Source organism: Serratia marcescens (assembly GCF_029846115.1).
GTDB classification, from domain to species: Bacteria; Pseudomonadota; Gammaproteobacteria; order Enterobacterales; family Enterobacteriaceae; genus Serratia; species Serratia marcescens_L.
Genome location: NZ_JARVZZ010000001.1, coordinates 1,829,730 through 1,854,853, shown reverse-complemented (window position 1 = coordinate 1,854,853; position 25,124 = coordinate 1,829,730). Strand labels below are relative to the sequence as shown.

Genomic DNA, 25,124 nt, shown 5'->3' with positions numbered 1-25,124 from the left:
GCCTGGAGTATTCACCTGCTATGAGCACTTCCGCATTGGTTCCCGAAAGCAAACTGCCCTCACTGGGCACCACCATCTTTACCCAGATGAGCGCGCTGGCGCAGCAGCACCAGGCGATCAACCTGTCTCAGGGCTTCCCCGATTTCGACGGCCCAGACTACCTGAAAGAACGTCTGGCCTGGCACGTCGCCCAGGGCGCCAACCAATATGCGCCGATGACCGGCGTGGCGCCGCTGCGGGAAGCCATCGCCGACAAAACCGCCGAGCTGTATGGCTGGCAGCCGGACGCCGCCGCCGAAGTGACCGTCACCGCCGGCGCCACCGAAGCGCTGTTTGCCGCCATCAGTGCGCTGGTGCGCCCCGGCGACGAGGTGATCTGTTTCGATCCCAGCTACGACAGCTATGCACCGGCGGTGACGCTGGCCGGCGGCATACTCAAACGCATCGCCCTGCAGCCGCCCGCGTTTGCCGTGGATTGGCCAAAGTTCGCCGCCGCGCTGTCACCGCGCACCCGCCTGGTGATCGTCAACACGCCGCACAACCCGTCCGCTACCGCCTGGCAGGCGGAAGACATGCAGCAGCTGTGGCACGCTATCGCCGAACGCGAAATCTACGTGCTCAGCGACGAGGTTTACGAACACATCTGCTTCGCCAAAGGCGGGCACGCCAGCGTGCTGGCCCACCCGCAGCTGCGCCAGCGCGCGATCGCGGTGTCCTCCTTCGGTAAAACCTTCCACATGACCGGCTGGAAAGTGGGTTACTGCGTGGCGCCCGCCGCGCTGAGTGCCGAGGTGCGCAAAGTGCATCAATACCTGACCTTTTCGGTCAATACCCCGGCGCAGCTGGCGCTGGCGGATAGCCTGCGCGCCGAGCCGGAGCACTGGCGACAGCTTCCGGCGTTCTATCGCGCCAAACGCGACCGCTTTGTGCAAGCGCTGGCGAGCAGCCGACTGGAAATTTTACCCTGCGCGGGTACATACTTCTTGCTGGCAGACTACAGCGCCATCTCCGATCTGGACGATGTGGCATTCTGCCATTGGTTAACCGAGCACGTGGGCGTGGCGGCCATTCCGCTGTCGGTCTTCTGTGCCGATCCTTTCCCTCATAAATTGATCCGGCTGTGCTTCGCTAAACAGGACGCCACGCTGGATGCAGCTGCGGAGCGGTTATGTCGACTTTAAAAATTACCCTGTTGCAGCAACCGCTGGTCTGGCGCGACGGCCCCGCCAACCTGGCGGCTTTCGATGCGTTGCTGGCGCCGATCGTTGGCCGAGATCTCATCGTCTTGCCGGAGATGTTCACCACCGGTTTCGCCATGGATGCCGGCGAGAGCGCGCTGCCCGAACAGCAGGTGATCGAATGGCTGCACGGTTGGGCGGTGAAAAGCCACGCGTTAATCGGCGGCAGCGTGGCGCTGAAAACCGACGAGGGCGCGGTCAACCGCTTCCTGTTGGTGGAGCCGGGCGGCCAGGTGCACGCCTATGACAAACGCCACCTGTTCCGCATGGCCGGCGAACACCTGCACTACCAGGCCGGCAACCGGCGTGAAATCTTCGAGTGGCGCGGCTGGCGCATCCTGCCGCAGATCTGCTACGACCTGCGTTTCCCGGTTTGGGCGCGCTATCAGCAGGATTACGATCTGGCGCTGTACGTCGCCAACTGGCCGGCGCCGCGCAGCAGCCATTGGCAAACGCTGCTGGCGGCGCGGGCGATTGAAAATCAGGTGTATGTGGCGGGCTGCAACCGGGTAGGCGAAGATCCCAACGGCCTGAACTACAGCGGAGACAGCTTGATCATCAGCCCTCAGGGCGAGATCCTGGCGGATGCGGAGCCCGGCGCGGCCACGCGGTTGGACGCCGAGCTGTCGCTGGAAACCCTGCAGAGTTACCGCAGCGCCTTCCCGGCCTGGCGCGATGCCGACAGCTTTCTGCGTTTAGACTGATTCCCCCTTCTCCCAGCCGGCGATCATCAGGCAATAGGCCCGGATCGCCAGCGCTACGTCCGCCGGCCGCACCGCTTCGTCAGGATGATGACTGACGCCGCCGGCGCAACGCACGAACAGCATGCCGACCGGCCAGTGCGCCGCCACGGCGATGGCATCGTGACCGGCGCCGCTCGGCAGCGCCAGGCCGCGCCCCTGTACCTGCTCGACGGCCGCCTGCCAACGGTGCTGCAGCTCCGCGTCGCAGGCGGTGGCGTCAATGCGGTAAAACTCTTCACTGGCGAAGCGTACTCCGCGGCGTACGCAGATCGCCTGCGCCTGCGCCAGCAACGCCGACAATAGCGCCGCCAGTTGCGCATCCTGCGGGCCGCGGACGTCGAGCGTCAATCGCACTTCACCGGGGATCACATTGACCGCGCCCGGCAGGCATTCAATACACCCCACGGTGGCCACCAAATGCGGATCGGCGGCGCGGGTCAGCGTTTCGACCGCCATCATCCATTCCGCCGCGGCCGCCAACGCGTCTTTGCGCTGCCCCATCGGCACCGTGCCGGCGTGGCCCGCCTCACCGTTGAAAGTGCAGGTAAGCCGGCGCGCGCCATTGATCGCCGTCACCACGCCCAGCGCCAAATCGGCTGCCTCCAGACACGGGCCCTGTTCGATATGCAATTCGAGATAGGCGCGAATTTCGTTTGGCGCGCGACGCGCCTGCGCAATCGCCGCCGGATCCAGCCCAAAGTCGCGCATGGCCTGTGCCACGCTGATGCCGTCGGCGTCGGTGCACGCCAGCCACTCTGCGGGCCACTGGCCGGTCAGGCCGCGGCTGCCGAGCAGCGTGACGCCAAAGCGCGCGCCCTCTTCGTCGGCAAAGCCGATCACCTCCAGCGCCAGCGGCAATCGACGCCCCTGGCGGTGATAGTGCGCCACCGTTTCCAGCGCCGTGAGCACGCCGAGCATGCCGTCATAGCGCCCGGCGTTGCGCACCGTGTCCAGATGCGAACCGAGCAGCAGCGCGGGGGCAGCGGGCGTGAGCCCTTCATAACGGCCGCAGATATTACCGACGCTGTCCTGCCAAACCTGCATCCCGCTCTCGCGCATCCACTCTCCGACCAGACGATTGGCGCGCCGATGTTCAGCAGAGAGATAAAGACGCGTCAGCCGATCGGGCTCTGCGCTGATCGCCGCCAGCTCGTCACAGCGCGCCATCACCCGTGCGGCAGCCTGCTGCGCCTCCACCGGCGTCATCCACGTTTGCCTGCGTCATAAACGTTCCAGGCGGCCTGCAACGCCTCGCCCTGCTTGCTGGCGAAGCCGAGACGATTCAACACCGCCTCCAGCGCCGCCAGGGTTTGCAGCACGCAATCCTTGCGCGCGTTGTAGCCCATGGTGCCGATGCGCCAGATCTTGCCCTGCAGCGGGCCGAACGAGGTGCCGATTTCGATGGCGAAGTCGTTCAGCATCATCTGCCGCACCTGTTCGCCGTGCACCTGCGGCGGGATCATCACGCCGAGCACGTTGTTCATGCGGTGATCGAGATCGCCGAACACCGCCAGCCCCATGCCCCGGATGCCCGCCAGCATTGCCGCGCCGTGCAGCCGGTGGCGAGCGATGGCGTGATCCAGCCCTTCTTCGAGGATCACTCGCGCGCATTCTCGCGCCGCGAACAGCATGCTGGTGGCTTCGGTATGGTGATTGAGACGCTCCGGCCCCCAATAATCCATGATCATGCCGAGGTCGAAATAGTTGGAGTAGATCATCTCGTCGTCGCCGTCGGCATGCTCGGCGGTGCGGATCCCCTCCTCCACGCATTTACGGCGGCGCACAATCTCTTCAAACTGCGGGCTGAGAGTGACCGGCGAACTGCCGGAGGGCCCGCCCAGGCACTTCTGCAGCCCGGCGGAGACCGCATCCAGCCCCCAGGCATCGGTCTCCAACGGGTTGCCGCCAAAGGAAGCCGTTGCGTCGGTATAGAACAGCACGCCGTGGCGGCGGCAGATATCGCCCAGCTCATGCAGCGGCTGCAGCATGGTGGTGGAGGTGTCGCCCTGCACCGTCAGCAGCAGGCGCGGACGCACTCGCTTAATCGCGTCTTCGATGCGATCGGCGCTGAACACCTCGCCCCACGGTACCTCGATCGTGTGTACCTCGGCACGGCAGCGGCGGGCAATCTCGCACAGCAGATGCCCGAAACGGCCGAAGACCGGCACCAACACCTTATCGCCCGGCCGAATAGCGGAAACCAGCATCGCTTCGATGCCGGCGCGCGAGGTGCCGTCCACCAGCATCGTCCAGCGGTTTTCGGTGCGGAACAGCGCGCGGTACAGCGCCATGACCTGATTCATATAGCCGGTCATCGCCGGATCGTACTGGCCGATCAGCTGGCTCGACATGGCGCGCAGTACGCGCGGATCGGCGTTGATCGGCCCCGGCCCCATCAGCAGGCGCGCCGGCGGGTTAATCTGATCGAATTGCGAGATATCCAACATGTTCATTCCCTGTCAGCTTAGTAAGTTATTGAGTTATGCCTTCAGCGTCGACATGACGTTTGTTTGCTGCCCAATAGCCTACTCCCGATAGGAATTCAGTTGAAACAAAAGATTCTTATAACCAATAAATGAAACCAAAGTAACAAAATGAGGTGACCGATCCGCCTTAAACGGCGGTAGGTGAAGGAAGGGAAATGACCTGCCGCGCTTAACGCAGCTCCAGTTCGTCCAGCGCCTGGAACAGTTCGGCGACGTGATGAATACGCTGCCGCCCCTGAGCCAGCCGCTCATGCAGCAACGCATTGCTGAGCAGGCTGGCCAGGCTCATGGCAGCGGCATAGCTGTCGAACGCCGACACGCTGTCGAGCGGCACGGTCAAGTGCCAGTTGGCCAACGGAAACAGCGCCTGCGCCTGCGGCTCGCAGATCAGCAGCGTCGGTACTCCGCGACTTTGCAACAGCGTCAGCACCGCCTTTATCTGACGCGGCCGGCGACGGAACGCCACCACCACCGCCATGTCCTGCGGCGTCAGCCCCGCCAGATCTTCCGCCAGCGTCTGCCCCGGCTGCGGCGCCAGCAGAACCTGTTCACGCACCTGCATCAGCTGCTGGCGCAGGTGCATCGCCACCGGATAGCTGTTGCGCAGCCCCAGCAGCAGTACGCCTCGCGCCTGCGTCAGTGCGGCGATCGCCGCGCTGAACTGTACCGCATCGATCTGCTTTACCCAGCGGGTGAGGTTGGCCATTTCCTGCTTACAGTGCCGCGCCAACAGCGTATCGCCCTGCACCGCATCGCGGCTGTCGGTCAGCGGCATGCCGCTCTGGCGCAGGGTGCGAAGCTCATCGCGCATGGCGCGGTAGTTGGGGTAGCCCAGCCGTTTGAACAAGCGGCTGACCGTGGCTTTGGAAACGCCGCTCAGGCGCGCCAGCTCGGCGCTGTTGTAACCGATCAAATCGTCATAGTGATCGAAGATGAAGTCGGCCACCCGCTGCTCCTGCGGCGTCAGCTGTGGGTAGTCGCGGCGCAGGCGTTCGTCGAACCGTTGCATTATCGTTCTCGCTGTAACCTTCGTTTCAGCGGAACATAACACGGTCGAACTACCCGCTGGCAAGCGATTATTCGTGGGTGGGAAATGGCAGCGGCATGCCCTTCTCCAGCGTCAATGCCGGAAAAGGGCCGCGCGTTCAGCACCAATAGGCCATGAAGTTGACGGTAGCGCGATCCAAATCGCGTTCGCCGATCAGATAACGCCGCAGCGTTTTCACCGTGGAAGACTCGGCCGCCACCCAGGCATAAAAAGCGTTACCGCCGGCCGCCCGCTCCCACAACACCTCATCGCTCAGGCTGCTTTCCGCCAGGGACTGCGCCTGCGCGCACGCCGACGCGGGAATGTCGACCCGCTGGCGCACCGCCTCCACCAGCAGCGTGCCGTGTGCCAGTTGGTGCCCTACGTCGCGCGGCAGCCAGTAAACCTCAGCGAACGGGAAACGGGCCAAATCCAGGCAATCCCCCGCCACCGGCACCTCGAAGAATGCCTGCACCCGCGGCGGATTGGCCTGCTGCGCCAGCTGCTCCAGAATACCCATCGCCGCCGGCACCGCCGTCTCATCGGCGATCAACAGCGCCTGCTGCAACTGCGCCGGCGGCGCCCATTCGTAGCCGCCGCTGTCGCCGCCGAACTCGCCGTTGGGCGCGACCGTCTGAATGGCATCACCCGGCTCGGCGTGGGTCGCCCAGGCGGAAGCCGGACCGTTCACGCCATGCAGCACGAATTCGACGTCCATCTGATTCTGCTCACGGCGCAACGCACGCAGCGTATAGGTGCGCATCACCGGACGCTGTTCTTTGGGGATCGCCATGTAATCGCCGTACCAGTCCGGGCTGTTGACCAACTGCGGGATCTTGCCGTCCGCCGCCGGGAACAACAGTTTGATGCGCTGATCTGGCGCTTCAAGCTTCATCCGATGAATATCCGCACCTTCAAACACGCAGCGCACCAGCGAAGGTGAAATCAGCGTTTTACTTTTCAAGGTGATATCAAAAATTCTGTAGCTGGCGGACATGTTCTCGATTCTCCGGCAACGCTGTCGCTTGTGCGTATGGCCGATCGGCTGCCGTGTTGACGGCGTGGGGTGCTCGATCGTGCAGCGGGTAAAATGTTAATAAAACCAATTAATTACGTTAATGTATCGCAAAAAATCATATCATGATTTTATTGATAACAAGAAACGTTATTGATAAAAGAATCATTCTCAAAAATAGAGTAATAACAATATCACCTGGGAAATAACGATGAAACGCAAACACCTTTGGGTATTGAACCCTTGTCTGCTGGCAATGCTTGCGCCGGCGGCTTGGGCAGAAGATCAGAAAGCCGGCAACGAAGAGCAGTTGGTGGTCTCCGCCAGCCGTTCGCACCGCAGCGTGGCGGAAATGGCGCAGACCACTTGGGTCATCGAAAGCCAGGAGATTGAACAGCAGGTTCAGGGCGGTAAAGAGATCAAAGACATGTTGGCGCAGCTGATCCCCGGCATGGACGTCAGCGGCCAGGGCCGCACCAACTATGGTATGAATATGCGCGGCCGTTCGATGATGGTGATGATCGACGGCGTACGCCTGAATTCATCGCGCAGCGACAGCCGCCAGTTGGATTCGATCGATCCGTTCAATATCGATCATATTGAGGTGATTTCCGGCGCGACTTCGCTGTACGGCGGTGGCAGCACCGGCGGCCTGATCAACATCGTCACCAAAAAGGGGCAACGGGAACAGCAGGTCGAGTTGCAGATCGGCGGTAAAACCGGCTTTGGCGGCCATAACGATCACGACGAGAACGTGGCGGCGGCGGTCAGCGGCGGCAACGACAACGCCTCGGGGCGCCTGTCCGTTTCTTACCAGCGCTATGGCGGCTGGTACGACGGCAAAGGCAATGAGGTACTGATCGACAATACCCAAACCGGCCTGCAGTATTCCGATCGCCTTGACGTGATGGGCACCGGCACCCTCAACATCGACGATCATCAACAGCTGCAGCTGACCACCCAATACTACAAAAGCCAATCCGACGGCGACCACGGCCTGTTCCTGGGGGAAAACTTCGCGGCGGTGACGGGCGGCGCCAAGGCATACAACAGCGGCAACTTAAATTCCGACCGCATCCCCGGCACCGAACGCCATCTGATCAACCTGCAGTATTCCAACACCGATTTCCTTGGCCAGGATTTGGTGGCGCAGGTCTACTACCGCGACGAAACCTTGACCTTCTACCCATTCCCGACGCTGGCGGGCAAAGCGCCGGACTATTACGTCAGCAGCATTGGCGCTTCGCAGCAAAAAACCGATTTCTACGGCGGCAAGCTGACGTTAAACAGCAAGCCTGTCGATGCGCTGACGCTGACTTACGGCATCGACGCCGAGCATGAGAGCTTCAACGCCAACCAACAGTTTTTCAACCTGGCGAAGGCCCAACAGTCCGGCGGCATGACGCTGGAGAACGCTTACAGCACCGGCCGCTATCCGAGCTATACCACCAGCAACCTGGCGTCGTTCCTGCAGGCCAGCTACGATATCAACCCGATCTTCACCCTGAGCGGCGGCGTGCGTTACCAATACACCGAAAACAAGATTGACGACTTCGTCGGCTATAACCAACAGCAGGCGATCGCCACCGGCGCCGCGACTTCTGCCGACGCGATACCGGGAGGGAAAACCGACTACAACAACGCGCTGTTTAATGCCGGCCTGTTGGCGCACCTGACCGATCGCCAGCAAACCTGGTTCAACTTCTCTCAGGGCTTCGAGATCCCGGATCCGGGCAAATATTACGGCAACGGCACCTACGCGTTGAACGGCGGCCATTACCAGTTGCTGAAGAGCGTCAACGTCGGCGATTCCAAGCTGGAAGGCATCAAGGTCAATGCCTACGAGTTGGGCTGGCGCTATACCGGCGATAACCTCCGCACGCAAATCGCCGCCTACTACTCGCTGTCCGACAAGAGCATCGCCATCAACAAAACCGACATGACCATCAACGTCAATGCGGACAAGCGCCGCATCTACGGGGTGGAAGGCGCGGTGGATTATTTCTTTGAAGACAGCGACTGGAGCGCCGGCACCAACTTCAACGTTATCCGTTCCGAAACCAAGGTCAACGGCGAATGGAAGAAGTTGGTGGTGGATACCGCCAGCCCATCGAAAGTCACCGCTTATGTCGGCTGGGCGCCGGGCGACTGGAATCTGCGCTTACAGTCGCAGCAAACCTTCGACGTGTCGGACGACGGCGATTACACCAAGGCCAACTCCACTCAGGGCCGCAAGATCGATGGCTACAACACCCTCGATTTTCTCGGCAGCTATAGCCTGCCGGTGGGGAAAATCAGCTTCAGCGTGGAAAACCTGCTGGACAAGCAGTACACCACCGTTTGGGGCCAACGCGCGCCGATCCTGTACAGCCCGACCTACGGCTCGCCTGAGCTGTACAGCTATAAAGGCCGCGGACGCACCTTCGGTTTGAACTACTCGGTGTTGTTCTGAGGAATAAGGGGCCGGTCCGCCGGTCCCTTTTATTGGGCCGCACCGTTTTTCAGAGAGCAGAAACGACAAAGCCCCGAGTTATCGCTAACTCAGGACTTCTGAATAGTGGCGGAACGGACGGGGCTCGAACCCGCGACCCCCTGCGTGACAGGCAGGTATTCTAACCAACTGAACTACCGCTCCGCGCCATTCCCTCTTGCGGGGGAACGAGGCGCATATTACGGACGCCTCTCGGTTCCGTCAACGCCTTTTTCTCACCAAATGAACCGTTTGCACAGTTTTTCAACGAAGCTTCATCCGGTGCGTTTTTTTCGTGCAAAAATGCCGTTACTCCTACTCCGCCGGCGCACCGCGCCACAGGCAACTGCCGCCCTTTTTCGCCACCAGATCCAGACGCGCCTCGTGCGCCTTCACTTCTTCGTCGCTGGCGTAGACCACTTTCATCGCCGTCGCCGGGCGGACGATGCGCTGAATTTCTTGCGCGGCGTCGTTTTGCTGGGTATCACCCTCCATCTGGAACGCTATCGAGGTCTGACCGCCGGTCATCGCCAGATAAACTTCCGCCAAGATCTCGGCATCGAGCAATGCGCCGTGTAGCGTACGCTTGCTGTTGTCTATCTCATAACGGCTGCACAAGGCATCGAGGTTGTTGCGCTTGCCCGGGAACAGGCGACGCGCCATCAGCAGGCTGTCGGTGATGGTGCAGAAGGTCTCGGTCTTCGGGATGCCCTGCTGCAACATGCGGAATTCGTGATCCATAAAGCCGATATCGAACGCCGCGTTATGGATCACCAGCTCGCCGCCGCGGATGAAGTCGAGGAATTCCTCGGCAACCTGATCGAAGGTCGGCTTGTCGACCAGGAAATCGTCGCTGATGCCGTGTACGCCGTAGGCTTCCGGATCCACCAGCCGATCCGGCTTGATGTAAACGTGGAAATTGCGCCCGGTCAGGCGGCGGTTAATCACCTCCACCGCACCGATTTCGATGATGCGGTGCCCTTCGTAGTGCACCCCAAGCTTGTTCATACCGGTGGTTTCGGTATCGAGGACAATCTGTCTGGTGGTTGTAGAGATCATATTGCAGTGCTCGCAGCGCTCGTTTATGTCAGACTTGGCTTTTAAAAACTGATAGGAAGAGTCTACCAGAGATGCTCAAACAGGTAGAAATTTTCACCGACGGCTCCTGCCTTGGCAACCCCGGCCCCGGTGGCTACGGTGCGATATTACGCTATAAGCAGACGGAAAAAACCTTCAGCGAGGGTTTTCGTCTGACCACCAATAACCGCATGGAAATGATGGCGGCGATCGTGGCGCTGGAAGCGCTGACCGTGCCCTGCGCCGTGACGCTCAGTACCGACAGCCAGTATGTGCGTCAGGGCATCACCAGTTGGATCCATAACTGGAAGAAGCGCGGCTGGAAAACCGCCGACAAAAAGCCGGTCAAGAATGTCGATCTGTGGCAGCGGTTGGATCAGGCCATTCAGCGCCACGAGGTGAGATGGGAATGGGTCAAGGGCCACGCCGGCCACCCGGAAAACGAACGTTGTGACGTATTGGCGCGCGAAGCGGCCGGTAAGCCGACACAGGAAGACGTCGGTTACCAACCGGAAGCCTAAGGCAGTTTGCGATAGCTCTTGGTCGCGCCCACCGCGCGGCTGAGAGACGGTTTTCTCGCCCCCAGTTTCATCGGCGTGGGCGTCAGCGGCAAAGTGCGTTTACGCGCCACAATCACGCTCATGCAGCCCAGCGCCGGCAAATGGGTGCATAAAAACTTGCCGCCCTGGCGATGCCACGGCAGCACGTGAAAACGCGCCTGGTGCAGCACCTCATAATTCAGCAGGCTAAGCCAATCCAGCAACCGCATCTGGGTAAACATGCGGCTGACATAGGGCTGACGGCGACGCAATCCGGGCACCAGCTTACCCAATCCCAGCAGGCTGAACGGATTGAAGCTACTGATAACCACCCAGCCGTCGTCGATCAACACCCTGTCGACTTCACGCAGCATGCGGTGCGGATCGTCTGCATAGGACAGCGTATGCGCCAACAGGCAGGCATCCACCGACTTGGCGGCAAACGGCAGTTGATAAGCATCGGCGATCACCTGCAGCCCTTCTCCCTCCAGCCCTACGTTGACCTGATGGGAAATCGCGCATTTGTCCGTGGCCAGCTCGGCGCTGAGCATGCCCATCTTCAGCAGATGGAAACCGAACAGCTTTGGCCACCAGGGTTGCAACTGCCGCTCGAGCGCTTCACGATAATACTCCCCCCACGGCAGCTCGGCCCAGGACTGCGGGCCGGTGAGCTTTTGTAGAGTATGGGCTGGTTTCATGATTTATTATCTTCTTTCAAGCCGTTGCCAACGAGAGGTACACCATGAATCTTATCAGCATTCCCGCCTTCCAGGACAATTACATTTGGTTATTGGATGACCGACAGGGGCGCTGCATTATCGTCGATCCGGGTGAGGCGCAGCCGGTGCTCGAAGCGCTGCAGCGCCTGCAGCTGGTGCCGGCGGCGATCCTGCTGACCCACCATCATCACGATCACGTCGGCGGCGTGGCGCAGATCGTGGCCCAGTATCCCGGCATGGCTGTCTATGGGCCGCAAGAAACCGCAGACAAAGGCGCCAATCACATCGTCCGTGACGGCGACACCTTTAACATCGATGGGTGCCAGTTCAGGACTTTTGCCGTCCCCGGCCATACATTGGGCCATGTGGCATTCTATAGTGCCCCTTATCTGTTCTGCGGCGACACAATTTTCTCCGCCGGCTGCGGCAGACTGTTTGAAGGCACCGCCAAACAAATGTACGACTCATTTCAACAACTCGCGCAACTTCCCGATAACACCTTAATTTGCTGCGCGCATGAATATACTCTTTCAAATCTTAAGTTTGCGCGGGCTATTTTGCCAGAAGATCGAGAGATTGAAACATATCAACAACATGTTGAAGCGTTAAGGGCAAAAGGCCAAGCCAGTGTGCCGACCACATTGCAATTAGAGCGCAAAATTAACCTGTTTTTACGTTGCCATGACACTGATTTACAAAAGAAATTAGGCTTTAATTCACCACCAGAAAGCCTTCATTCAGTTTTTTCCGAATTACGCCTGCGGAAAGATAACTTCTAAGCTTTTAGTTGTGTTATTTGGCGAAGCAAAGTATTATTGCTCGTCTTTTAAGCAACTACATTGACACACACATGAAGGCTAAAGCGATATTTCTCGCCTCAGTCTTGCTAGTGGGTTGCCAGTCGTCCAGGCAGGACGCACCGGCGCCAGAACAGCATGCACAGAGTTTGTCTTCGGCTGGTCAAGATGGTGAAGCAGGAGAGTACACAGCAAATGGCCGAGCGAGCTCGGCGCGGTGGTTGGATAACAACAGTCCCGCCGCGCAACAGGACCTGTGGAACTTCATTAGCGACGAGCTGAAGATGGAGGTTCCGGAAAATTCCCGGATCCGTGATCAGAAAAGAAAGTACTTAAAAAGTAAGAGCTATCTCCACGATGTAACATTACGGGCAGAGCCGTACATGTACTGGATAGTCGGGCAGATTAAGAAACGTAATATGCCGATGGAACTGGTACTGCTACCCATAGTGGAGAGCGCTTTTGACCCACACGCCACGTCAAGTGCCAACGCCGCAGGGCTATGGCAAATCGTGCCGCAAACGGGTCGCAATTATGGTTTGAAAAACAATCAGTGGTATGACGGTCGACGCGATGTCGTCGCCTCGACAACCGCTGCGCTGAACATGATGCAACGCTTGAACCGCATGTTTAACGGCGACTGGTTACTGACCGTAGCCGCCTATAACAGTGGTGAAGGCCGCGTGATGCAAGCGGTGAAGGCAAACAAACGCCAGGGTAAGCCAACCAATTTCTGGGCACTGTCGCTTCCGCGTGAAACGTCAATCTATGTCCCGAAAATGCTGGCGCTGAGCGACATCATCAAGAACAGCAAGAAGTACGGCGTGAAACTCCCGAAAACGGATGAAACCCGTGCACTGGCGCGTATCGATGTCGGGCAGCAGATCCAGCTGACTCAGGCGGCTGAGATGGCGGGGCTTTCAGTCACCAAGATGAAAGCGTATAACCCTGGCTACAAAAAAGGCGTTACGGCACCCAACGGGCCCCATTACATCATGGTTCCCAAAGGACATGCCGAGCAACTGAAAGACTCGCTGGCCGATGGCCAGATCGCCGTGACTCAGCCAACGACGCAGTTGGCGAAGAACAGCGGTTTGACCGGTGGCAGCTCGTATAAAGTGCGCTCCGGCGACACCTTATCGGGCATTGCCAAGCGGCTGAACGTTAAGACCAGCGATTTGCAGAGTTGGAACAACTTACGCGCCAAGAGCGCCATAAAAGTTGGGCAAACCCTGCAAGTGGCCAGCAATACTGGCAGTAATAGCAGTATCACCTATCAGGTTCGTAAAGGGGATTCGCTTGCCAGTATCGCACGTCGTCACGGCGTCGATATTAACGACGTGATGCGTTGGAATTCAACGCTCGGTAAAGGCAACAGCCTTCAACCCGGTCTGAAGTTGACCCTGTTTGTCGGCAACAAGCTGACGCCGGACACCTAAGTTTCGGCACAAAAAAAGCACCCCTCGGGGTGCTTTTTTATTACCTGTGATTCACCAGACGGGGGAGTTTTTTTCCGGGTGGAACTCCACCAACAGCGGGTTGTGATCCGACGCACTGGTCACCAGTACCGACGCCTCTACAACCCCAAGATTACGGTAAAACACGAAGTCCAACGGACGGCCAAAGGCCTTACGGCGGTGATCGTCGGCGAAACTCACTTCGCGCAGCGCCATCTCGCCGGCGAAGTCATACAAGGCATTGATACGTTTGCGGCTCCAGGCGTTAAAGTCCCCGGCCATGATCACCGGCCCCCGGTGGCTGGCGATCTGCTCGCCGATCGGCCCCAGCTGTTTGCTGTAGACGTCGACTCCCAGGCTAAAGTTCACCGCATGGATGTTCACCACCATCAACAACTCGCCGTTGTACAGCGGATAAACGGTGATCAGGGCCGACTTGGACAGCCGCAGCAGCGGCTCTCGCTCGCGCAGCGGGCAGCAGTAAACCGGATGAGCGGCCGCCAGCGTCATCACGCCGGAAGGGTGCTGCGGCAGCACAAAGGCCGGCACCTGATCGGCCGCCAAATAGTTGGCGGTCGCGTAGCTCACCAGCTCCGGCGTGGTTTGCGCCTCTTGCAACAGCACCAGCTGCGCATCTTTGCCATGATTTTTCAGCACCGAAAGCCAGTCGGCTCGCTGCTGTTTGAAAATATTCCACACCATAACGCGCAAGGCGCCGGTCGTCGGCAGCGCCGCCCCTGGCGGCAACGGCTGGTTAACGGCGCCAGGAAAGATTCGCTCAACTGGCTGGCCTGCAACATACCTCATTGCATAAGTTCGTTTCGGCACGCGATTCGCCTATTACCCATTAGCATGAAACTGGCGATGAAGACTTCGCCAACGGTGAATTGATTATACGCCTGCCCCGCACAGAGGGCATGGCTTTTACAGGCATAACCTTTTCAGTTATAGGGGCCGTCTGCGGCGATTTCAATCTTCTGAGGGTATAGCTGTGTAAAGGTGGTGCAGCAGAGGTGAAAAATGCGAAAGGGCCAGCAAAATGCAAACGGGGAAACAGGAATATGCGCAATCACGGTCATGTGGGTGACGAGGATGCTCCGACGTGCTTAAATGACTAAATCGCTAAAAACTTAGAATAGAGCTTGCCTGTGGAGCAAAAATGAAAGCGAATTCGGACGAGCTTATCACCTTCGTTACCGTAGTGGAAAGCGGCAGCTTCAGCCGGGCGGCGGAGCGCCTGCAGCAGGCCAACTCCGTGGTCAGTCGGACGGTAAAAAAGCTGGAGAGCAAGCTGGGGGTAACCCTGCTCAACCGCACGACACGCCAAATCAGCCTGACCCAAGAAGGCGAAAACTACTTTCGGCAGGTGCAGAAAGTATTGAGCGATATGGCCGCAGCGGAAAATGCGTTGATGGAAAGCCGTCAACGCCCGCAGGGGCTGCTGCGCGTCGATGCCGCAACGCCGGTCGTCTTGCATCTGTTGACGCCGCTGGTCGCCGAGTTTCGTGAACGCTATCCGGAAATGTCGCTATCGCTGGTCTCTTCGGAAAACTTCATCAATTTGATCGAACGAAAAGTGGATATCGCAATACGCGTCGGCGAACTGACGGACTCTACGCTGAAAGCGCGCAAGCTGATGGCCAGCTATCGGCGCATCCTGGCCTCCCCCGCCTACCTGGCGCAGTATGGCGCACCAAAGACGGTAGCCGATCTGGAGCACCATTGCTGCATCGGCTTCAACGATCTGCCCAACCTGAACCGCTGGCCGCTGACCTGTGCCGATGGTCGACAACTGGAGATCGTTCCAGGTCTGACTACCAACAGCGGCGAAACCCAGCGCCACCTGTGCCTGCACGGCAACGGCATCGCCTGCCTGTCGGACTTTATGAGTGATGAAGACGTCAAACGCGGAGACCTGGTCCCCCTTCTACTGGAAGACACGTTGCCACTCGAAATGCCGATCAACGCGGTGTACTACAGCGATAGCGCCGTCAGTAACCGCCTGCGCAGTTTTATCGATTTTATCAGCGATCGGCTAAAGCGATAAAAAAGGCGCCCTCTTGGGCGCCTGGCGTCGTGATGTCCAGAGATTAATCCCAGTTGGGTGCCAGACCTTCAGGGCTGACCAATCGGCCGTTGCTTTCAAGCGCCGCAATCTGCGCCATATCGTCGTCACTCAGCATCAGCTGCTGTGCCAACAGGTTGCTTTCCAGGTTTTCACGCTTGGTCGAGGAAGGGATCACCGCATAGCCCAGCTTCAACGCCCAGGCCAGAACCACCTGTGCCGGCGTCGCATTGTGACGTGCGGCAATGCTTTTGATCGTCTCATCCTGCAACGCTTTGCCATACGCCAGCGTCATATAAGAGGTGATGGCAATACCATGCTGCCGTGCGAACGCCACCACTTTTTCATTCTGCAAGAACGGTGACAGTTCTATCTGATTAGTCGCTATCTGATCGGCGCCGACCGCGTCAATCGCCTGCTGCATCAGATCGACCGTGAAATTGGATACCCCTATTTGACGGGTCAGCCCCAAGCGCTTGGCTTCCAGCAGTTCAGCCATAAACTCCGCGACAGGCACCTCATCATTTGGCGATGGCCAGTGAATCAGCGTCAGATCGACATATGAGGTCTGCAGCTTGACCAGGCTGTCTCGCAGGCTGGGAATTAATGCACCCTTTGCCAGATTCGCGATCCAAATTTTGGTCGTGATGAACAACTCGTCACGCGGCACACCGCTGGCGGCGATAGCCTGGCCGACGGCCGCTTCGTTTTCATAGATCTGTGCGGTATCGATAGCCCGATAGCCCAGTTCCAGCGCCGTGCTTACCGAGTCGATAACGACCTGATCCTGAAGGCGGAAAGTACCTAAACCAAATGCAGGAATGCTCACAATGTTTACTCTCTCATTAGTGGATAAATAGCGATGCAAGAGAGTATGGCAATATTTTTAGTGAGCAAAAACGCCAGGTTCGGCATAATACTTTTGACCAGCAGGCAACAATATTGAGAAAAAGCGGCAGGAGCGGTGGCAAATTCGACGATATTTCGTGAATTTTGCATATGAAAAAGCCCTGAGTCTCTGACTCAGGGCTTATCAATTAAGTGGCGGAACGGACGGGGCTCGAACCCGCGACCCCCTGCGTGACAGGCAGGTATTCTAACCAACTGAACTACCGCTCCACCGATTTTTTACGTCGCATCTCTCGATGCCGGCAAATTCGCGCTCTGCGATTTGCGCATTACCAGTCGTCACACCGATAACGTTTATTTGATGCCTGGCAGTGTCCTACTCTCGCATGGGGAGACCCCACACTACCATCGGCGCTACGGCGTTTCACTTCTGAGTTCGGCATGGGGTCAGGTGGGACCACCGCGCTATTGCCGCCAGGCAAATTCTGTTTCATTCCAACCGCTTCACTCTCGTGTCGCCATCAGAACCAATCTCGGAACTTCGCTGAAAATCTCTCTAAAAACACCTTCGGTGTTGTAAGGTTAAGCCTCACGGATCATTAGTACTGGTTAGCTCAATGCATCGCTGCACTTACACACCCAGCCTATCAACGTCTTAGTCTTAAACGTTCCTTCAGGGACCTTAAAGGCCCAGGGAAGACTCATCTTGAGGCAAGTTTCGCGCTTAGATGCTTTCAGCGCTTATCTTTTCCGCACTTAGCTACCGGGCAATGCCATTGGCATGACAACCCGAACACCAGTGGTGCGTTCACTCCGGTCCTCTCGTACTAGGAGCAACCCCTCTCAATCTTCCAACGCCCACGGCAGATAGGGACCGAACTGTCTCACGACGTTCTAAACCCAGCTCGCGTACCACTTTAAATGGCGAACAGCCATACCCTTGGGACCTACTTCAGCCCCAGGATGTGATGAGCCGACATCGAGGTGCCAAACACCGCCGTCGATATGAACTCTTGGGCGGTATCAGCCTGTTATCCCCGGAGTACCTTTTATCCGTTGAGCGATGGCCCTTCCATTCAGAACCACCGGATCACTAAGACCTACTTTCGTACCTGCTCGAGCCGTCACTCTCGCAGTCAAGCTAGCTTATGCCTTTGCACTAACCTCACGATGTCCGACCGTGATTAGCTAACCTTCGTGCTCCTCCGTTACTCTTTGGGAGGAGACCGCCCCAGTCAAACTACCCACCAGACACTGTCCTCACCCCGGATCACGGGGCCGAGTTAGAACATCAAACATTAAAGGGTGGTATTTCAAGGATGGCTCCACGCAGACTGGCGTCCACGCTTCAAAGCCTCCCACCTATCCTACACATCAAGGCTCAATGTTCAGTGTCAAGCTATAGTAAAGGTTCACGGGGTCTTTCCGTCTTGCCGCGGGTACACTGCATCTTCACAGCGAGTTCAATTTCACTGAGTCTCGGGTGGAGACAGCCTGGCCATCATTACGCCATTCGTGCAGGTCGGAACTTACCCGACAAGGAATTTCGCTACCTTAGGACCGTTATAGTTACGGCCGCCGTTTACTGGGGCTTCGATCAAGAGCTTCGCCTTGCGGCTGACCCCATCAATTAACCTTCCAGCACCGGGCAGGCGTCACACCGTATACGTCCACTTTCGTGTTTGCACAGTGCTGTGTTTTTATTAAACAGTTGCAGCCAGCTGGTATCTTCGACTGGCTTCAGCTCCATCCGCAAGGGACTTCACCTACATGCCAGCGTGCCTTCTCCCGAAGTTACGGCACCATTTTGCCTAGTTCCTTCACCCGAGTTCTCTCAAGCGCCTTGGTATTCTCTACCTGACCACCTGTGTCGGTTTGGGGTACGATTTAATGTTACCTGGAGCTTAGAGGCTTTTCCTGGAAGCAGGGCATCAACTACTTCTGCACCGTAGTGCATCGTCATCACGCCTCAGGGTTAGTATGCAACCGGATTTACCAGGTCACACCCCCTACACGCTTAAACCGGGACAACCGTCGCCCGGCTAGCCTAGCCTTCTCCGTCCCCCCTTCGCAGTAACACCAAGTACAGGAATATTAACCTGTTTCCCATCGACTACGCTTTTCAGCCTCGCCTTAGGGGTCGACTCACCCTGCCCCGATTAACGTTGGACAGGAACCCTTGGTCTTCCGGCGAGCGGGCTTTTCACCCGCTTTATCGTTACTTATGTCAGCATTCGCACTTCTGATACCTCCAGCAACCCTCACAGGCCACCTTCAACGGCTTACAGAACGCTCCCCTACCCAACAACGCCTAAGCGTCGCTGCCGCAGCTTCGGTGCATGGTTTAGCCCCGTTACATCTTCCGCGCAGGCCGACTCGACCAGTGAGCTATTACGCTTTCTTTAAATGATGGCTGCTTCTAAGCCAACATCCTGGCTGTCTATGCCTTCCCACATCGTTTCCCACTTAACCATGACTTTGGGACCTTAGCTGGCGGTCTGGGTTGTTTCCCTCTTCACGACGGACGTTAGCACCCGCCGTGTGTCTCCCGTGATAACATTCTTCGGTATTCGGAGTTTGCATCGGTTTGGTAAGCCGGGATGGCCCCCTAGCCGAAACAGTGCTCTACCCCCGAAGATGAGTTCACGAGGCGCTACCTAAATAGCTTTCGGGGAGAACCAGCTATCTCCCGGTTTGATTGGCCTTTCACCCCCAGCCACAAGTCATCCGCTAATTTTTCAACATTAGTCGGTTCGGTCCTCCAGTTAGTGTTACCCAACCTTCAACCTGCCCATGGCTAGATCACCGGGTTTCGGGTCTATACCTTGCAACTAATCGCCCAGTTAAGACTCGGTTTCCCTACGGCTCCCCTATACGGTTAACCTTGCTACAAAATATAAGTCGCTGACCCATTATACAAAAGGTACGCAGTCACACCACGAAGGTGCTCCCACTGCTTGTACGTACACGGTTTCAGGTTCTATTTCACTCCCCTCGCCGGGGTTCTTTTCGCCTTTCCCTCACGGTACTGGTTCACTATCGGTCAGTCAGGAGTATTTAGCCTTGGAGGATGGTCCCCCCATATTCAGACAGGATGTCACGTGTCCCGCCCTACTCATCGAACTCACGACCTGTGCATTTTAGTGTACGGGGCTATCACCCTTTGCTGCGCGACTTTCCAGACGCTTCCACTAACACACAAGCCGATTCAGGTTCTGGGCTCCTCCCCGTTCGCTCGCCGCTACTGGGGGAATCTCGGTTGATTTCTTTTCCTCGGGGTACTTAGATGTTTCAGTTCCCCCGGTTCGCCTCATGCCACTATGTATTCATGACATGATAGTGTGTCGAAACACACTGGGTTTCCCCATTCGGGTATCGCCGGTTGTAACGGTTCATATCACCTTACCGACGCTTTTCGCAGATTAGCACGCCCTTCATCGCCTCTGACTGCCTAGGCATCCACCGTGTACGCTTAGTCACTTAACCTCACAACCCGAAGATGTTTCCATCGTTCGCGCTGCAAACATTTGAGAGACTCTATGACAGGTTACTCTTTATCCCAATACATCTACGGAGGGATAAATTTCAGCCGTCATGTTTCAATTTTCAGCTTGTTCCAGATTGTTAAAGAGCAAAATACTTCGCAGCATACTGTTTCCAATATACTCTGAAGTATTGAAATACCGGACTATATGGTGGAGCTAAGCGGGATCGAACCGCTGACCTCCTGCGTGCAAGGCAGGCGCTCTCCCAGCTGAGCTATAGCCCCATACAGTCACGTGCAGTACCTTTTCCACTTCGAAGAAGTGGTAGGCCTGAGTGGACTTGAACCACCGACCTCACCCTTATCAGGGGTGCGCTCTAACCACCTGAGCTACAAGCCTATAAAGGTATTTCTGCTCGTTACTTTCTATCAGACAATCTGTGTGAGCACGCCACTCGAATCAATATCTTTAGGTAAGGAGGTGATCCAACCGCAGGTTCCCCTACGGTTACCTTGTTACGACTTCACCCCAGTCATGAATCACAAAGTGGTAAGCGCCCTCCCGAAGGTTAAGCTACCTACTTCTTTTGCAACCCACTCCCATGGTGTGACGGGCGGTGTGTACAAGGCCCGGGAACGTATTCACCGTAGCATTCTGATCTACGATTACTAGCGATTCCGACTTCATGGAGTCGAGTTGCAGACTCCAATCCGGACTACGACATACTTTATGAGGTCCGCTTGCTCTCGCGAGGTCGCTTCTCTTTGTATATGCCATTGTAGCACGTGTGTAGCCCTACTCGTAAGGGCCATGATGACTTGACGTCATCCCCACCTTCCTCCAGTTTATCACTGGCAGTCTCCTTTGAGTTCCCGGCCGAACCGCTGGCAACAAAGGATAAGGGTTGCGCTCGTTGCGGGACTTAACCCAACATTTCACAACACGAGCTGACGACAGCCATGCAGCACCTGTCTCAGAGTTCCCGAAGGCACCAAAGCATCTCTGCTAAGTTCTCTGGATGTCAAGAGTAGGTAAGGTTCTTCGCGTTGCATCGAATTAAACCACATGCTCCACCGCTTGTGCGGGCCCCCGTCAATTCATTTGAGTTTTAACCTTGCGGCCGTACTCCCCAGGCGGTCGATTTAACGCGTTAGCTCCGGAAGCCACGCCTCAAGGGCACAACCTCCAAATCGACATCGTTTACAGCGTGGACTACCAGGGTATCTAATCCTGTTTGCTCCCCACGCTTTCGCACCTGAGCGTCAGTCTTCGTCCAGGGGGCCGCCTTCGCCACCGGTATTCCTCCAGATCTCTACGCATTTCACCGCTACACCTGGAATTCTACCCCCCTCTACGAGACTCTAGCTTGCCAGTTTCAAATGCAGTTCCCAGGTTGAGCCCGGGGATTTCACATCTGACTTAACAAACCGCCTGCGTGCGCTTTACGCCCAGTAATTCCGATTAACGCTTGCACCCTCCGTATTACCGCGGCTGCTGGCACGGAGTTAGCCGGTGCTTCTTCTGCGAGTAACGTCAATTGATGAACGTATTAAGTTCACCACCTTCCTCCTCGCTGAAAGTGCTTTACAACCCGAAGGCCTTCTTCACACACGCGGCATGGCTGCATCAGGCTTGCGCCCATTGTGCAATATTCCCCACTGCTGCCTCCCGTAGGAGTCTGGACCGTGTCTCAGTTCCAGTGTGGCTGGTCATCCTCTCAGACCAGCTAGGGATCGTCGCCTAGGTGAGCCATTACCCCACCTACTAGCTAATCCCATCTGGGCACATCTGATGGCAAGAGGCCCGAAGGTCCCCCTCTTTGGTCTTGCGACGTTATGCGGTATTAGCTACCGTTTCCAGTAGTTATCCCCCTCCATCAGGCAGTTTCCCAGACATTACTCACCCGTCCGCCGCTCGTCACCCAGAGAGCAAGCTCTCCTGTGCTACCGCTCGACTTGCATGTGTTAAGCCTGCCGCCAGCGTTCAATCTGAGCCATGATCAAACTCTTCAATTAAAAGCTTGATTTGCTTCCACTCGAGAAGCGATGCTCAAAGATTTACTGCATGAATTTTACTTCAGTTAGTCACTCTTCAAGACTTGATATTTTTTTGCATCCGAAGATGCTGGATATCGTCTTGTGGAATGCCCACACAGATTGTCTGATAAATTGTTAAAGAGCAGTGCCGAGAAACTCATCGGCGCGGGCTGCGTATACTACGCTTTTCGCCCTGAGAGTCAAGCGTTTATTTCGCTTTCCTCTCGCTGACCCGGCGGCTTGTCAGTCGTTGTTCCCGGTCAGTGGAGGCGCATTATAGGGAGTTCTCGGCGGGCCGCAACCCCTAAATGCAAAAAACCTCTCAAGCGCTCAAATAATCACCCAAAATGCCTTTTTAGGATGTTTATTAGTCAAAAAACACCGGTTTTAGCACAGCAATAGCGGCAAACCCTGTAAATAGAGACAAACGAAGATAAAGAAAAGGGAGCGGTCACCCGCTCCCTTTCATCTTTATGACGCTCGATTGCCGTTATTGGCGTGCAACGATATGGTCGTTTTCCACATCCAGCGTCACCAGCTTGCCGGGGATCAGCTTACCGGACAGGATTTGCTGCGCCAGCGGGTTCTCGATCTCCTGCTGAATAGCGCGTTTCAACGGACGTGCACCATACACAGGGTCGTAACCGGTTTTGCTCAACAGCGCCAGGGCCGGTTCGGTCATGGTCACTTCGTAACCGCGCTCTTCCAAACGCTTGTACAGACGCGACAGCTGAATCTTGGCAATTGCAGCAATGTGTTTCTCGCCCAGCGGATGGAACACAACCACTTCGTCGATACGGTTGATGAACTCCGGACGGAAGTGGTGACTCACCATCTCCATCACCGACTCTTTCATCTGTGCGTAATTCATCTGACCGAAATGCTCCTGGATCAGATCGGAGCCCAGGTTGGACGTCATGATCACCACGGTATTGCGGAAATCGACGGTACGGCCTTGACCATCGGTCAGTCGGCCGTCATCCAACACCTGCAACAGAATATTGAATACGTCCGGGTGCGCTTTCTCGACTTCATCCAGCAGAATCACCGAATAAGGCCGGCGGCGCACGGCCTCCGTGAGGTAACCGCCCTCTTCATAGCCGACATAACCCGGAGGCGCGCCGACCAGACGAGAAACGGAGTGTTTCTCCATAAACTCGGACATGTCGATACGCACCATGGCGTCGTCGCTGTCGAACAGGAACGAAGCCAGCGCTTTGCAGAGCTCGGTTTTCCCCACCCCGGTCGGGCCGAGGAACAGGAACGAACCGATCGGCCGGTTAGGATCAGACAACCCGGCGCGGCTGCGGCGGATAGCATTAGAAACCGCGCTGACCGCTTCGTCCTGGCCGATAACCCGCGAATGCAGCTCTTGCTCCAGGCGCAGCAACTTGTCACGCTCCCCTTCCAGCATTCTGGCCACCGGGATCCCGGTCGCACGCGCCAGCACTTCGGCAATCTCCGCATCGGTCACCCGATTGCGCAGCAGTTTCATACTCTTGCCTTCGGCCTGCGTGGCGGCAGCAAGCTGTTTCTCCAGCTCAGGGATTTTACCGTATTGCAGTTCTGACATCCGTCCCAGATCGCCGACGCGGCGCGCCTGCTCCAGGGTGATTTTGGCCTGCTCGAGTTCAGCCTTGATGTTCTGGGTGCCGGAGAGCGAGGCTTTTTCCGCTTTCCACTCTTCTTCCAGCTCCGAATATTCGCGCTCTTTCTGCCCCAGCTCATCGCTGAGCATGTCCAGGCGTTTCTTGCTGGCGTCGTCAGACTCTTTATTCAGCGCCTGCTGTTCCAGCTTCAACTGAATGATGCGGCGTTCAAGCCTGTCGAGAGACTCCGGCTTGGAGTCCATCTGCATGCGAATGCTGGACGCCGCTTCGTCGATCAGGTCGATAGCCTTGTCCGGCAATTGACGATCGGCGATATATCGGTGCGAAAGCGTTGCCGCCGCCACGATGGCCGGGTCGGTGATCTGCACGTGGTGGTGCAGTTCGTAACGCTCTTTCAGGCCGCGCAGGATAGCGATGGTGTCTTCCACGCTCGGCTCCGCCACATACACTTTCTGGAAACGACGTTCGAGGGCCGCATCCTTCTCTATATATTGGCGGTACTCATCCAGCGTGGTGGCACCGACGCAGTGCAGTTCGCCGCGCGCCAGCGCCGGCTTGAGCATGTTGCCCGCATCCATCGCGCCGTCCGCCTTACCGGCGCCGACCATGGTGTGCAGTTCGTCGATAAACAGGATAACGCTGCCTTCCTGCTTGGCCAGATCGTTGAGCACGCCTTTCAGTCGTTCTTCAAACTCGCCGCGGTATTTGGCGCCGGCGATCAAGGCCCCCATATCGAGAGACAGTACGCGCTTGTGCTTCAGCCCTTCTGGCACTTCGCCGTTGATGATGCGTTGCGCCAGGCCTTCGACGATGGCGGTTTTACCCACGCCAGGTTCGCCGATCAGCACCGGGTTGTTTTTGGTACGGCGTTGCAGCACCTGAATGGTGCGACGGATCTCTTCGTCACGGCCGATCACCGGGTCAAGTTTGCCCTGCTCGGCGCGTTCAGTCAGATCGATCGTGTATTTCTTCAATGCTTGCCGCTGGTCTTCGGCGCCTTGATCTTCCACGCTGTCACCGCCTCTCATTTGTTCAATGGCTTTGCTGATTTTGTCGGCCGTTGCGCCGGCCGCTTTTAACAAATCGGTCAACGAACCGCGGTCTTCCAGCACCGCAAGCACAAACAGCTCGGAAGAAATGAATTTATCCGCACGCTTCTGTGCCAGCTTGTCGCACAAGTTCAAAACGCGCACCAGCTCGTGAGACGGTTGAACGTCGCCACCGGTGCCTTCTACCTGCGGTAAACGGGACAGCGCCTGTTCGAGCTCGGTGCGCACGCGCCCGGCATCGATACCTGCGGAAGTTAAAAGTGGACGAACCGTGCCCCCTTCCTGATTGAGCAGGGCGCTCATCAGATGTAGCGGTTCAATAAACTGGTTGTCGTGCCCAAGGGCTAGTGACTGGGCATCGGCGAGGGCAAGCTGGAATTTGTTGGTAAGACGATCCAGACGCATAACACCTCCAAGATGGGTCGAAATTGCTACTGGAGATTAAATGAGGTCATCCCTCAA

Annotated in this window: 16 protein-coding genes, 4 tRNA genes and 3 rRNA genes; 7 read left to right on the top strand and 16 right to left on the bottom strand. The window is 57.2% G+C overall.

Going from position 1 to position 25,124, the window contains the following annotated elements:
- Positions 1 to 20: 20 nt before the first annotated feature.
- Both QDT79_RS08550 and QDT79_RS08545 read left to right on the top strand, forming a co-directional pair.
- The gene (locus tag QDT79_RS08550) at positions 21 to 1,181 is read left to right on the top strand and encodes a pyridoxal phosphate-dependent aminotransferase (protein WP_107228060.1); all 1,161 of its coding nucleotides are present in this window, start codon (positions 21 to 23) and stop codon (positions 1,179 to 1,181) included.
- Positions 1,169 to 1,942, top strand: a complete 774-nt coding sequence (locus QDT79_RS08545; RefSeq protein ID WP_308316391.1) for an amidohydrolase — start codon at positions 1,169 to 1,171, stop codon at positions 1,940 to 1,942. Before QDT79_RS08550 ends, QDT79_RS08545 begins: the two co-directional genes overlap by 13 nt.
- On the opposite strand, the gene hpxK is transcribed toward QDT79_RS08545, so the two are convergent.
- From hpxK to QDT79_RS08525, 4 genes are all read right to left on the bottom strand, one after another.
- Entirely contained in the window at positions 1,934 to 3,187 is a 1,254-nt protein-coding gene (gene hpxK / locus QDT79_RS08540; protein ID WP_308316390.1) for an allantoate amidohydrolase, read from the bottom strand. The two genes, QDT79_RS08545 and hpxK, sit on opposite strands and share 9 nt — an antisense overlap.
- Positions 3,184 to 4,428 (bottom strand): pyridoxal-phosphate-dependent aminotransferase family protein, encoded by a 1,245-nt coding sequence (locus tag QDT79_RS08535; protein WP_308316389.1) that lies wholly within the window; start codon positions 4,426 to 4,428, stop codon positions 3,184 to 3,186. Before QDT79_RS08535 ends, hpxK begins: the two co-directional genes overlap by 4 nt.
- 208 nt (positions 4,429 to 4,636) lie before the next feature.
- Positions 4,637 to 5,476, bottom strand: a complete 840-nt coding sequence (locus QDT79_RS08530) for a MurR/RpiR family transcriptional regulator (RefSeq protein WP_308316388.1) — start codon at positions 5,474 to 5,476, stop codon at positions 4,637 to 4,639.
- 136 nt (positions 5,477 to 5,612) lie between these two features.
- A complete protein-coding gene (locus tag QDT79_RS08525; protein ID WP_063990817.1) occupies positions 5,613 to 6,491 on the bottom strand; it encodes a siderophore-interacting protein in 879 nt (292 codons plus the stop codon).
- 229 nt (positions 6,492 to 6,720) lie between these two features.
- Here QDT79_RS08525 and QDT79_RS08520 point away from each other — a divergent pair, with 229 nt between their 5' ends.
- Entirely contained in the window at positions 6,721 to 8,961 is a 2,241-nt protein-coding gene (locus QDT79_RS08520; protein WP_130018576.1) for a TonB-dependent siderophore receptor, read from the top strand.
- A 106-nt stretch (positions 8,962 to 9,067) separates the two neighbouring features.
- Here QDT79_RS08520 and QDT79_RS08515 read toward each other — a convergent pair.
- Together QDT79_RS08515 and dnaQ are read right to left on the bottom strand one after the other, a co-directional pair.
- A tRNA-Asp gene (locus tag QDT79_RS08515) sits at positions 9,068 to 9,144 on the bottom strand.
- Positions 9,145 to 9,294: 150 nt separating this feature from the next.
- Positions 9,295 to 10,038, bottom strand: a complete 744-nt coding sequence (gene dnaQ, locus QDT79_RS08510) for a DNA polymerase III subunit epsilon (RefSeq protein WP_063990815.1) — start codon at positions 10,036 to 10,038, stop codon at positions 9,295 to 9,297.
- 71 nt (positions 10,039 to 10,109) lie between these two features.
- Here dnaQ and rnhA point away from each other — a divergent pair, with 71 nt between their 5' ends.
- Positions 10,110 to 10,577, top strand: coding sequence for a ribonuclease HI (rnhA, locus tag QDT79_RS08505; RefSeq protein ID WP_063990814.1), 468 nt, complete (start codon positions 10,110 to 10,112; stop codon positions 10,575 to 10,577).
- Here the strand turns inward: rnhA and QDT79_RS08500 are convergent.
- A complete protein-coding gene (locus QDT79_RS08500; protein WP_063990813.1) occupies positions 10,574 to 11,293 on the bottom strand; it encodes a class I SAM-dependent methyltransferase in 720 nt (239 codons plus the stop codon). The genes rnhA and QDT79_RS08500 overlap by 4 nt on opposite strands.
- A 44-nt stretch (positions 11,294 to 11,337) precedes the next feature.
- On the opposite strand from QDT79_RS08500, the gene gloB reads away from it, so the two are divergent.
- Together gloB and mltD are read left to right on the top strand one after the other, a co-directional pair.
- Positions 11,338 to 12,093, top strand: coding sequence for a hydroxyacylglutathione hydrolase (gloB, locus tag QDT79_RS08495; RefSeq protein ID WP_308316387.1), 756 nt, complete (start codon positions 11,338 to 11,340; stop codon positions 12,091 to 12,093).
- A gap of 71 nt (positions 12,094 to 12,164) precedes the next feature.
- The gene (mltD, locus tag QDT79_RS08490; protein ID WP_107228082.1) at positions 12,165 to 13,550 is read left to right on the top strand and encodes a murein transglycosylase D; all 1,386 of its coding nucleotides are present in this window, start codon (positions 12,165 to 12,167) and stop codon (positions 13,548 to 13,550) included.
- Between the two features lie 51 nt (positions 13,551 to 13,601).
- On the opposite strand, the gene QDT79_RS08485 is transcribed toward mltD, so the two are convergent.
- On the bottom strand, positions 13,602 to 14,396 hold the full coding sequence (locus tag QDT79_RS08485; RefSeq protein ID WP_308316386.1) for an endonuclease/exonuclease/phosphatase family protein: 795 nt from the start codon (positions 14,394 to 14,396) through the stop codon (positions 13,602 to 13,604).
- A 331-nt stretch (positions 14,397 to 14,727) separates the two neighbouring features.
- Here QDT79_RS08485 and yafC point away from each other — a divergent pair, with 331 nt between their 5' ends.
- A complete protein-coding gene (gene yafC / locus QDT79_RS08480) occupies positions 14,728 to 15,615 on the top strand; it encodes a DNA-binding transcriptional regulator YafC (protein WP_063990811.1) in 888 nt (295 codons plus the stop codon).
- Between the two features lie 43 nt (positions 15,616 to 15,658).
- Here the strand turns inward: yafC and dkgB are convergent, their stop codons facing one another.
- The 8 genes from dkgB to clpB all read right to left on the bottom strand — a co-directional run bounded on the left by dkgB (position 15,659) and on the right by clpB (position 25,067).
- The gene (gene dkgB / locus QDT79_RS08475) at positions 15,659 to 16,462 is read right to left on the bottom strand and encodes a 2,5-didehydrogluconate reductase DkgB (protein ID WP_197817028.1); all 804 of its coding nucleotides are present in this window, start codon (positions 16,460 to 16,462) and stop codon (positions 15,659 to 15,661) included.
- 213 nt (positions 16,463 to 16,675) lie between these two features.
- Positions 16,676 to 16,752 (bottom strand) — tRNA-Asp (locus tag QDT79_RS08470).
- Between the two features lie 93 nt (positions 16,753 to 16,845).
- Positions 16,846 to 16,961 (bottom strand): 5S ribosomal RNA (rrf, locus tag QDT79_RS08465).
- 99 nt (positions 16,962 to 17,060) lie between these two features.
- Positions 17,061 to 19,968 (bottom strand): 23S ribosomal RNA (locus QDT79_RS08460).
- Between the two features lie 207 nt (positions 19,969 to 20,175).
- Positions 20,176 to 20,251: transfer RNA gene (locus QDT79_RS08455), tRNA-Ala, on the bottom strand.
- A 38-nt stretch (positions 20,252 to 20,289) separates the two neighbouring features.
- Positions 20,290 to 20,366 (bottom strand) — tRNA-Ile (locus tag QDT79_RS08450).
- Between the two features lie 74 nt (positions 20,367 to 20,440).
- Positions 20,441 to 21,982 (bottom strand): 16S ribosomal RNA (locus QDT79_RS08445).
- The 16S, 23S and 5S rRNA genes sit together here with 3 tRNA genes alongside, the layout of an rRNA operon.
- Positions 21,983 to 22,493: 511 nt before the next feature.
- Positions 22,494 to 25,067 (bottom strand): ATP-dependent chaperone ClpB, encoded by a 2,574-nt coding sequence (clpB, locus tag QDT79_RS08440; RefSeq protein ID WP_063991344.1) that lies wholly within the window; start codon positions 25,065 to 25,067, stop codon positions 22,494 to 22,496.
- Positions 25,068 to 25,124: the final 57 nt, after the last annotated feature.

Coding starts and splice junctions, on each gene's coding strand:
- QDT79_RS08550 (WP_107228060.1), top strand. CDS start 21: ATGAGCACTTCCGCATTGGTTCCCGAAAGCAAACTGCCCTCACTGGGC.
- QDT79_RS08545 (WP_308316391.1), top strand. CDS start 1,169: ATGTCGACTTTAAAAATTACCCTGTTGCAGCAACCGCTGGTCTGGCGC.
- hpxK (WP_308316390.1), bottom strand. CDS start 3,187: ATGACGCCGGTGGAGGCGCAGCAGGCTGCCGCACGGGTGATGGCGCGC.
- QDT79_RS08535 (WP_308316389.1), bottom strand. CDS start 4,428: ATGTTGGATATCTCGCAATTCGATCAGATTAACCCGCCGGCGCGCCTG.
- QDT79_RS08530 (WP_308316388.1), bottom strand. CDS start 5,476: ATGCAACGGTTCGACGAACGCCTGCGCCGCGACTACCCACAGCTGACG.
- QDT79_RS08525 (WP_063990817.1), bottom strand. CDS start 6,491: ATGTCCGCCAGCTACAGAATTTTTGATATCACCTTGAAAAGTAAAACG.
- QDT79_RS08520 (WP_130018576.1), top strand. CDS start 6,721: ATGAAACGCAAACACCTTTGGGTATTGAACCCTTGTCTGCTGGCAATG.
- dnaQ (WP_063990815.1), bottom strand. CDS start 10,038: ATGATCTCTACAACCACCAGACAGATTGTCCTCGATACCGAAACCACC.
- rnhA (WP_063990814.1), top strand. CDS start 10,110: ATGCTCAAACAGGTAGAAATTTTCACCGACGGCTCCTGCCTTGGCAAC.
- QDT79_RS08500 (WP_063990813.1), bottom strand. CDS start 11,293: ATGAAACCAGCCCATACTCTACAAAAGCTCACCGGCCCGCAGTCCTGG.
- gloB (WP_308316387.1), top strand. CDS start 11,338: ATGAATCTTATCAGCATTCCCGCCTTCCAGGACAATTACATTTGGTTA.
- mltD (WP_107228082.1), top strand. CDS start 12,165: ATGAAGGCTAAAGCGATATTTCTCGCCTCAGTCTTGCTAGTGGGTTGC.
- yafC (WP_063990811.1), top strand. CDS start 14,728: ATGAAAGCGAATTCGGACGAGCTTATCACCTTCGTTACCGTAGTGGAA.
- clpB (WP_063991344.1), bottom strand. CDS start 25,067: ATGCGTCTGGATCGTCTTACCAACAAATTCCAGCTTGCCCTCGCCGAT.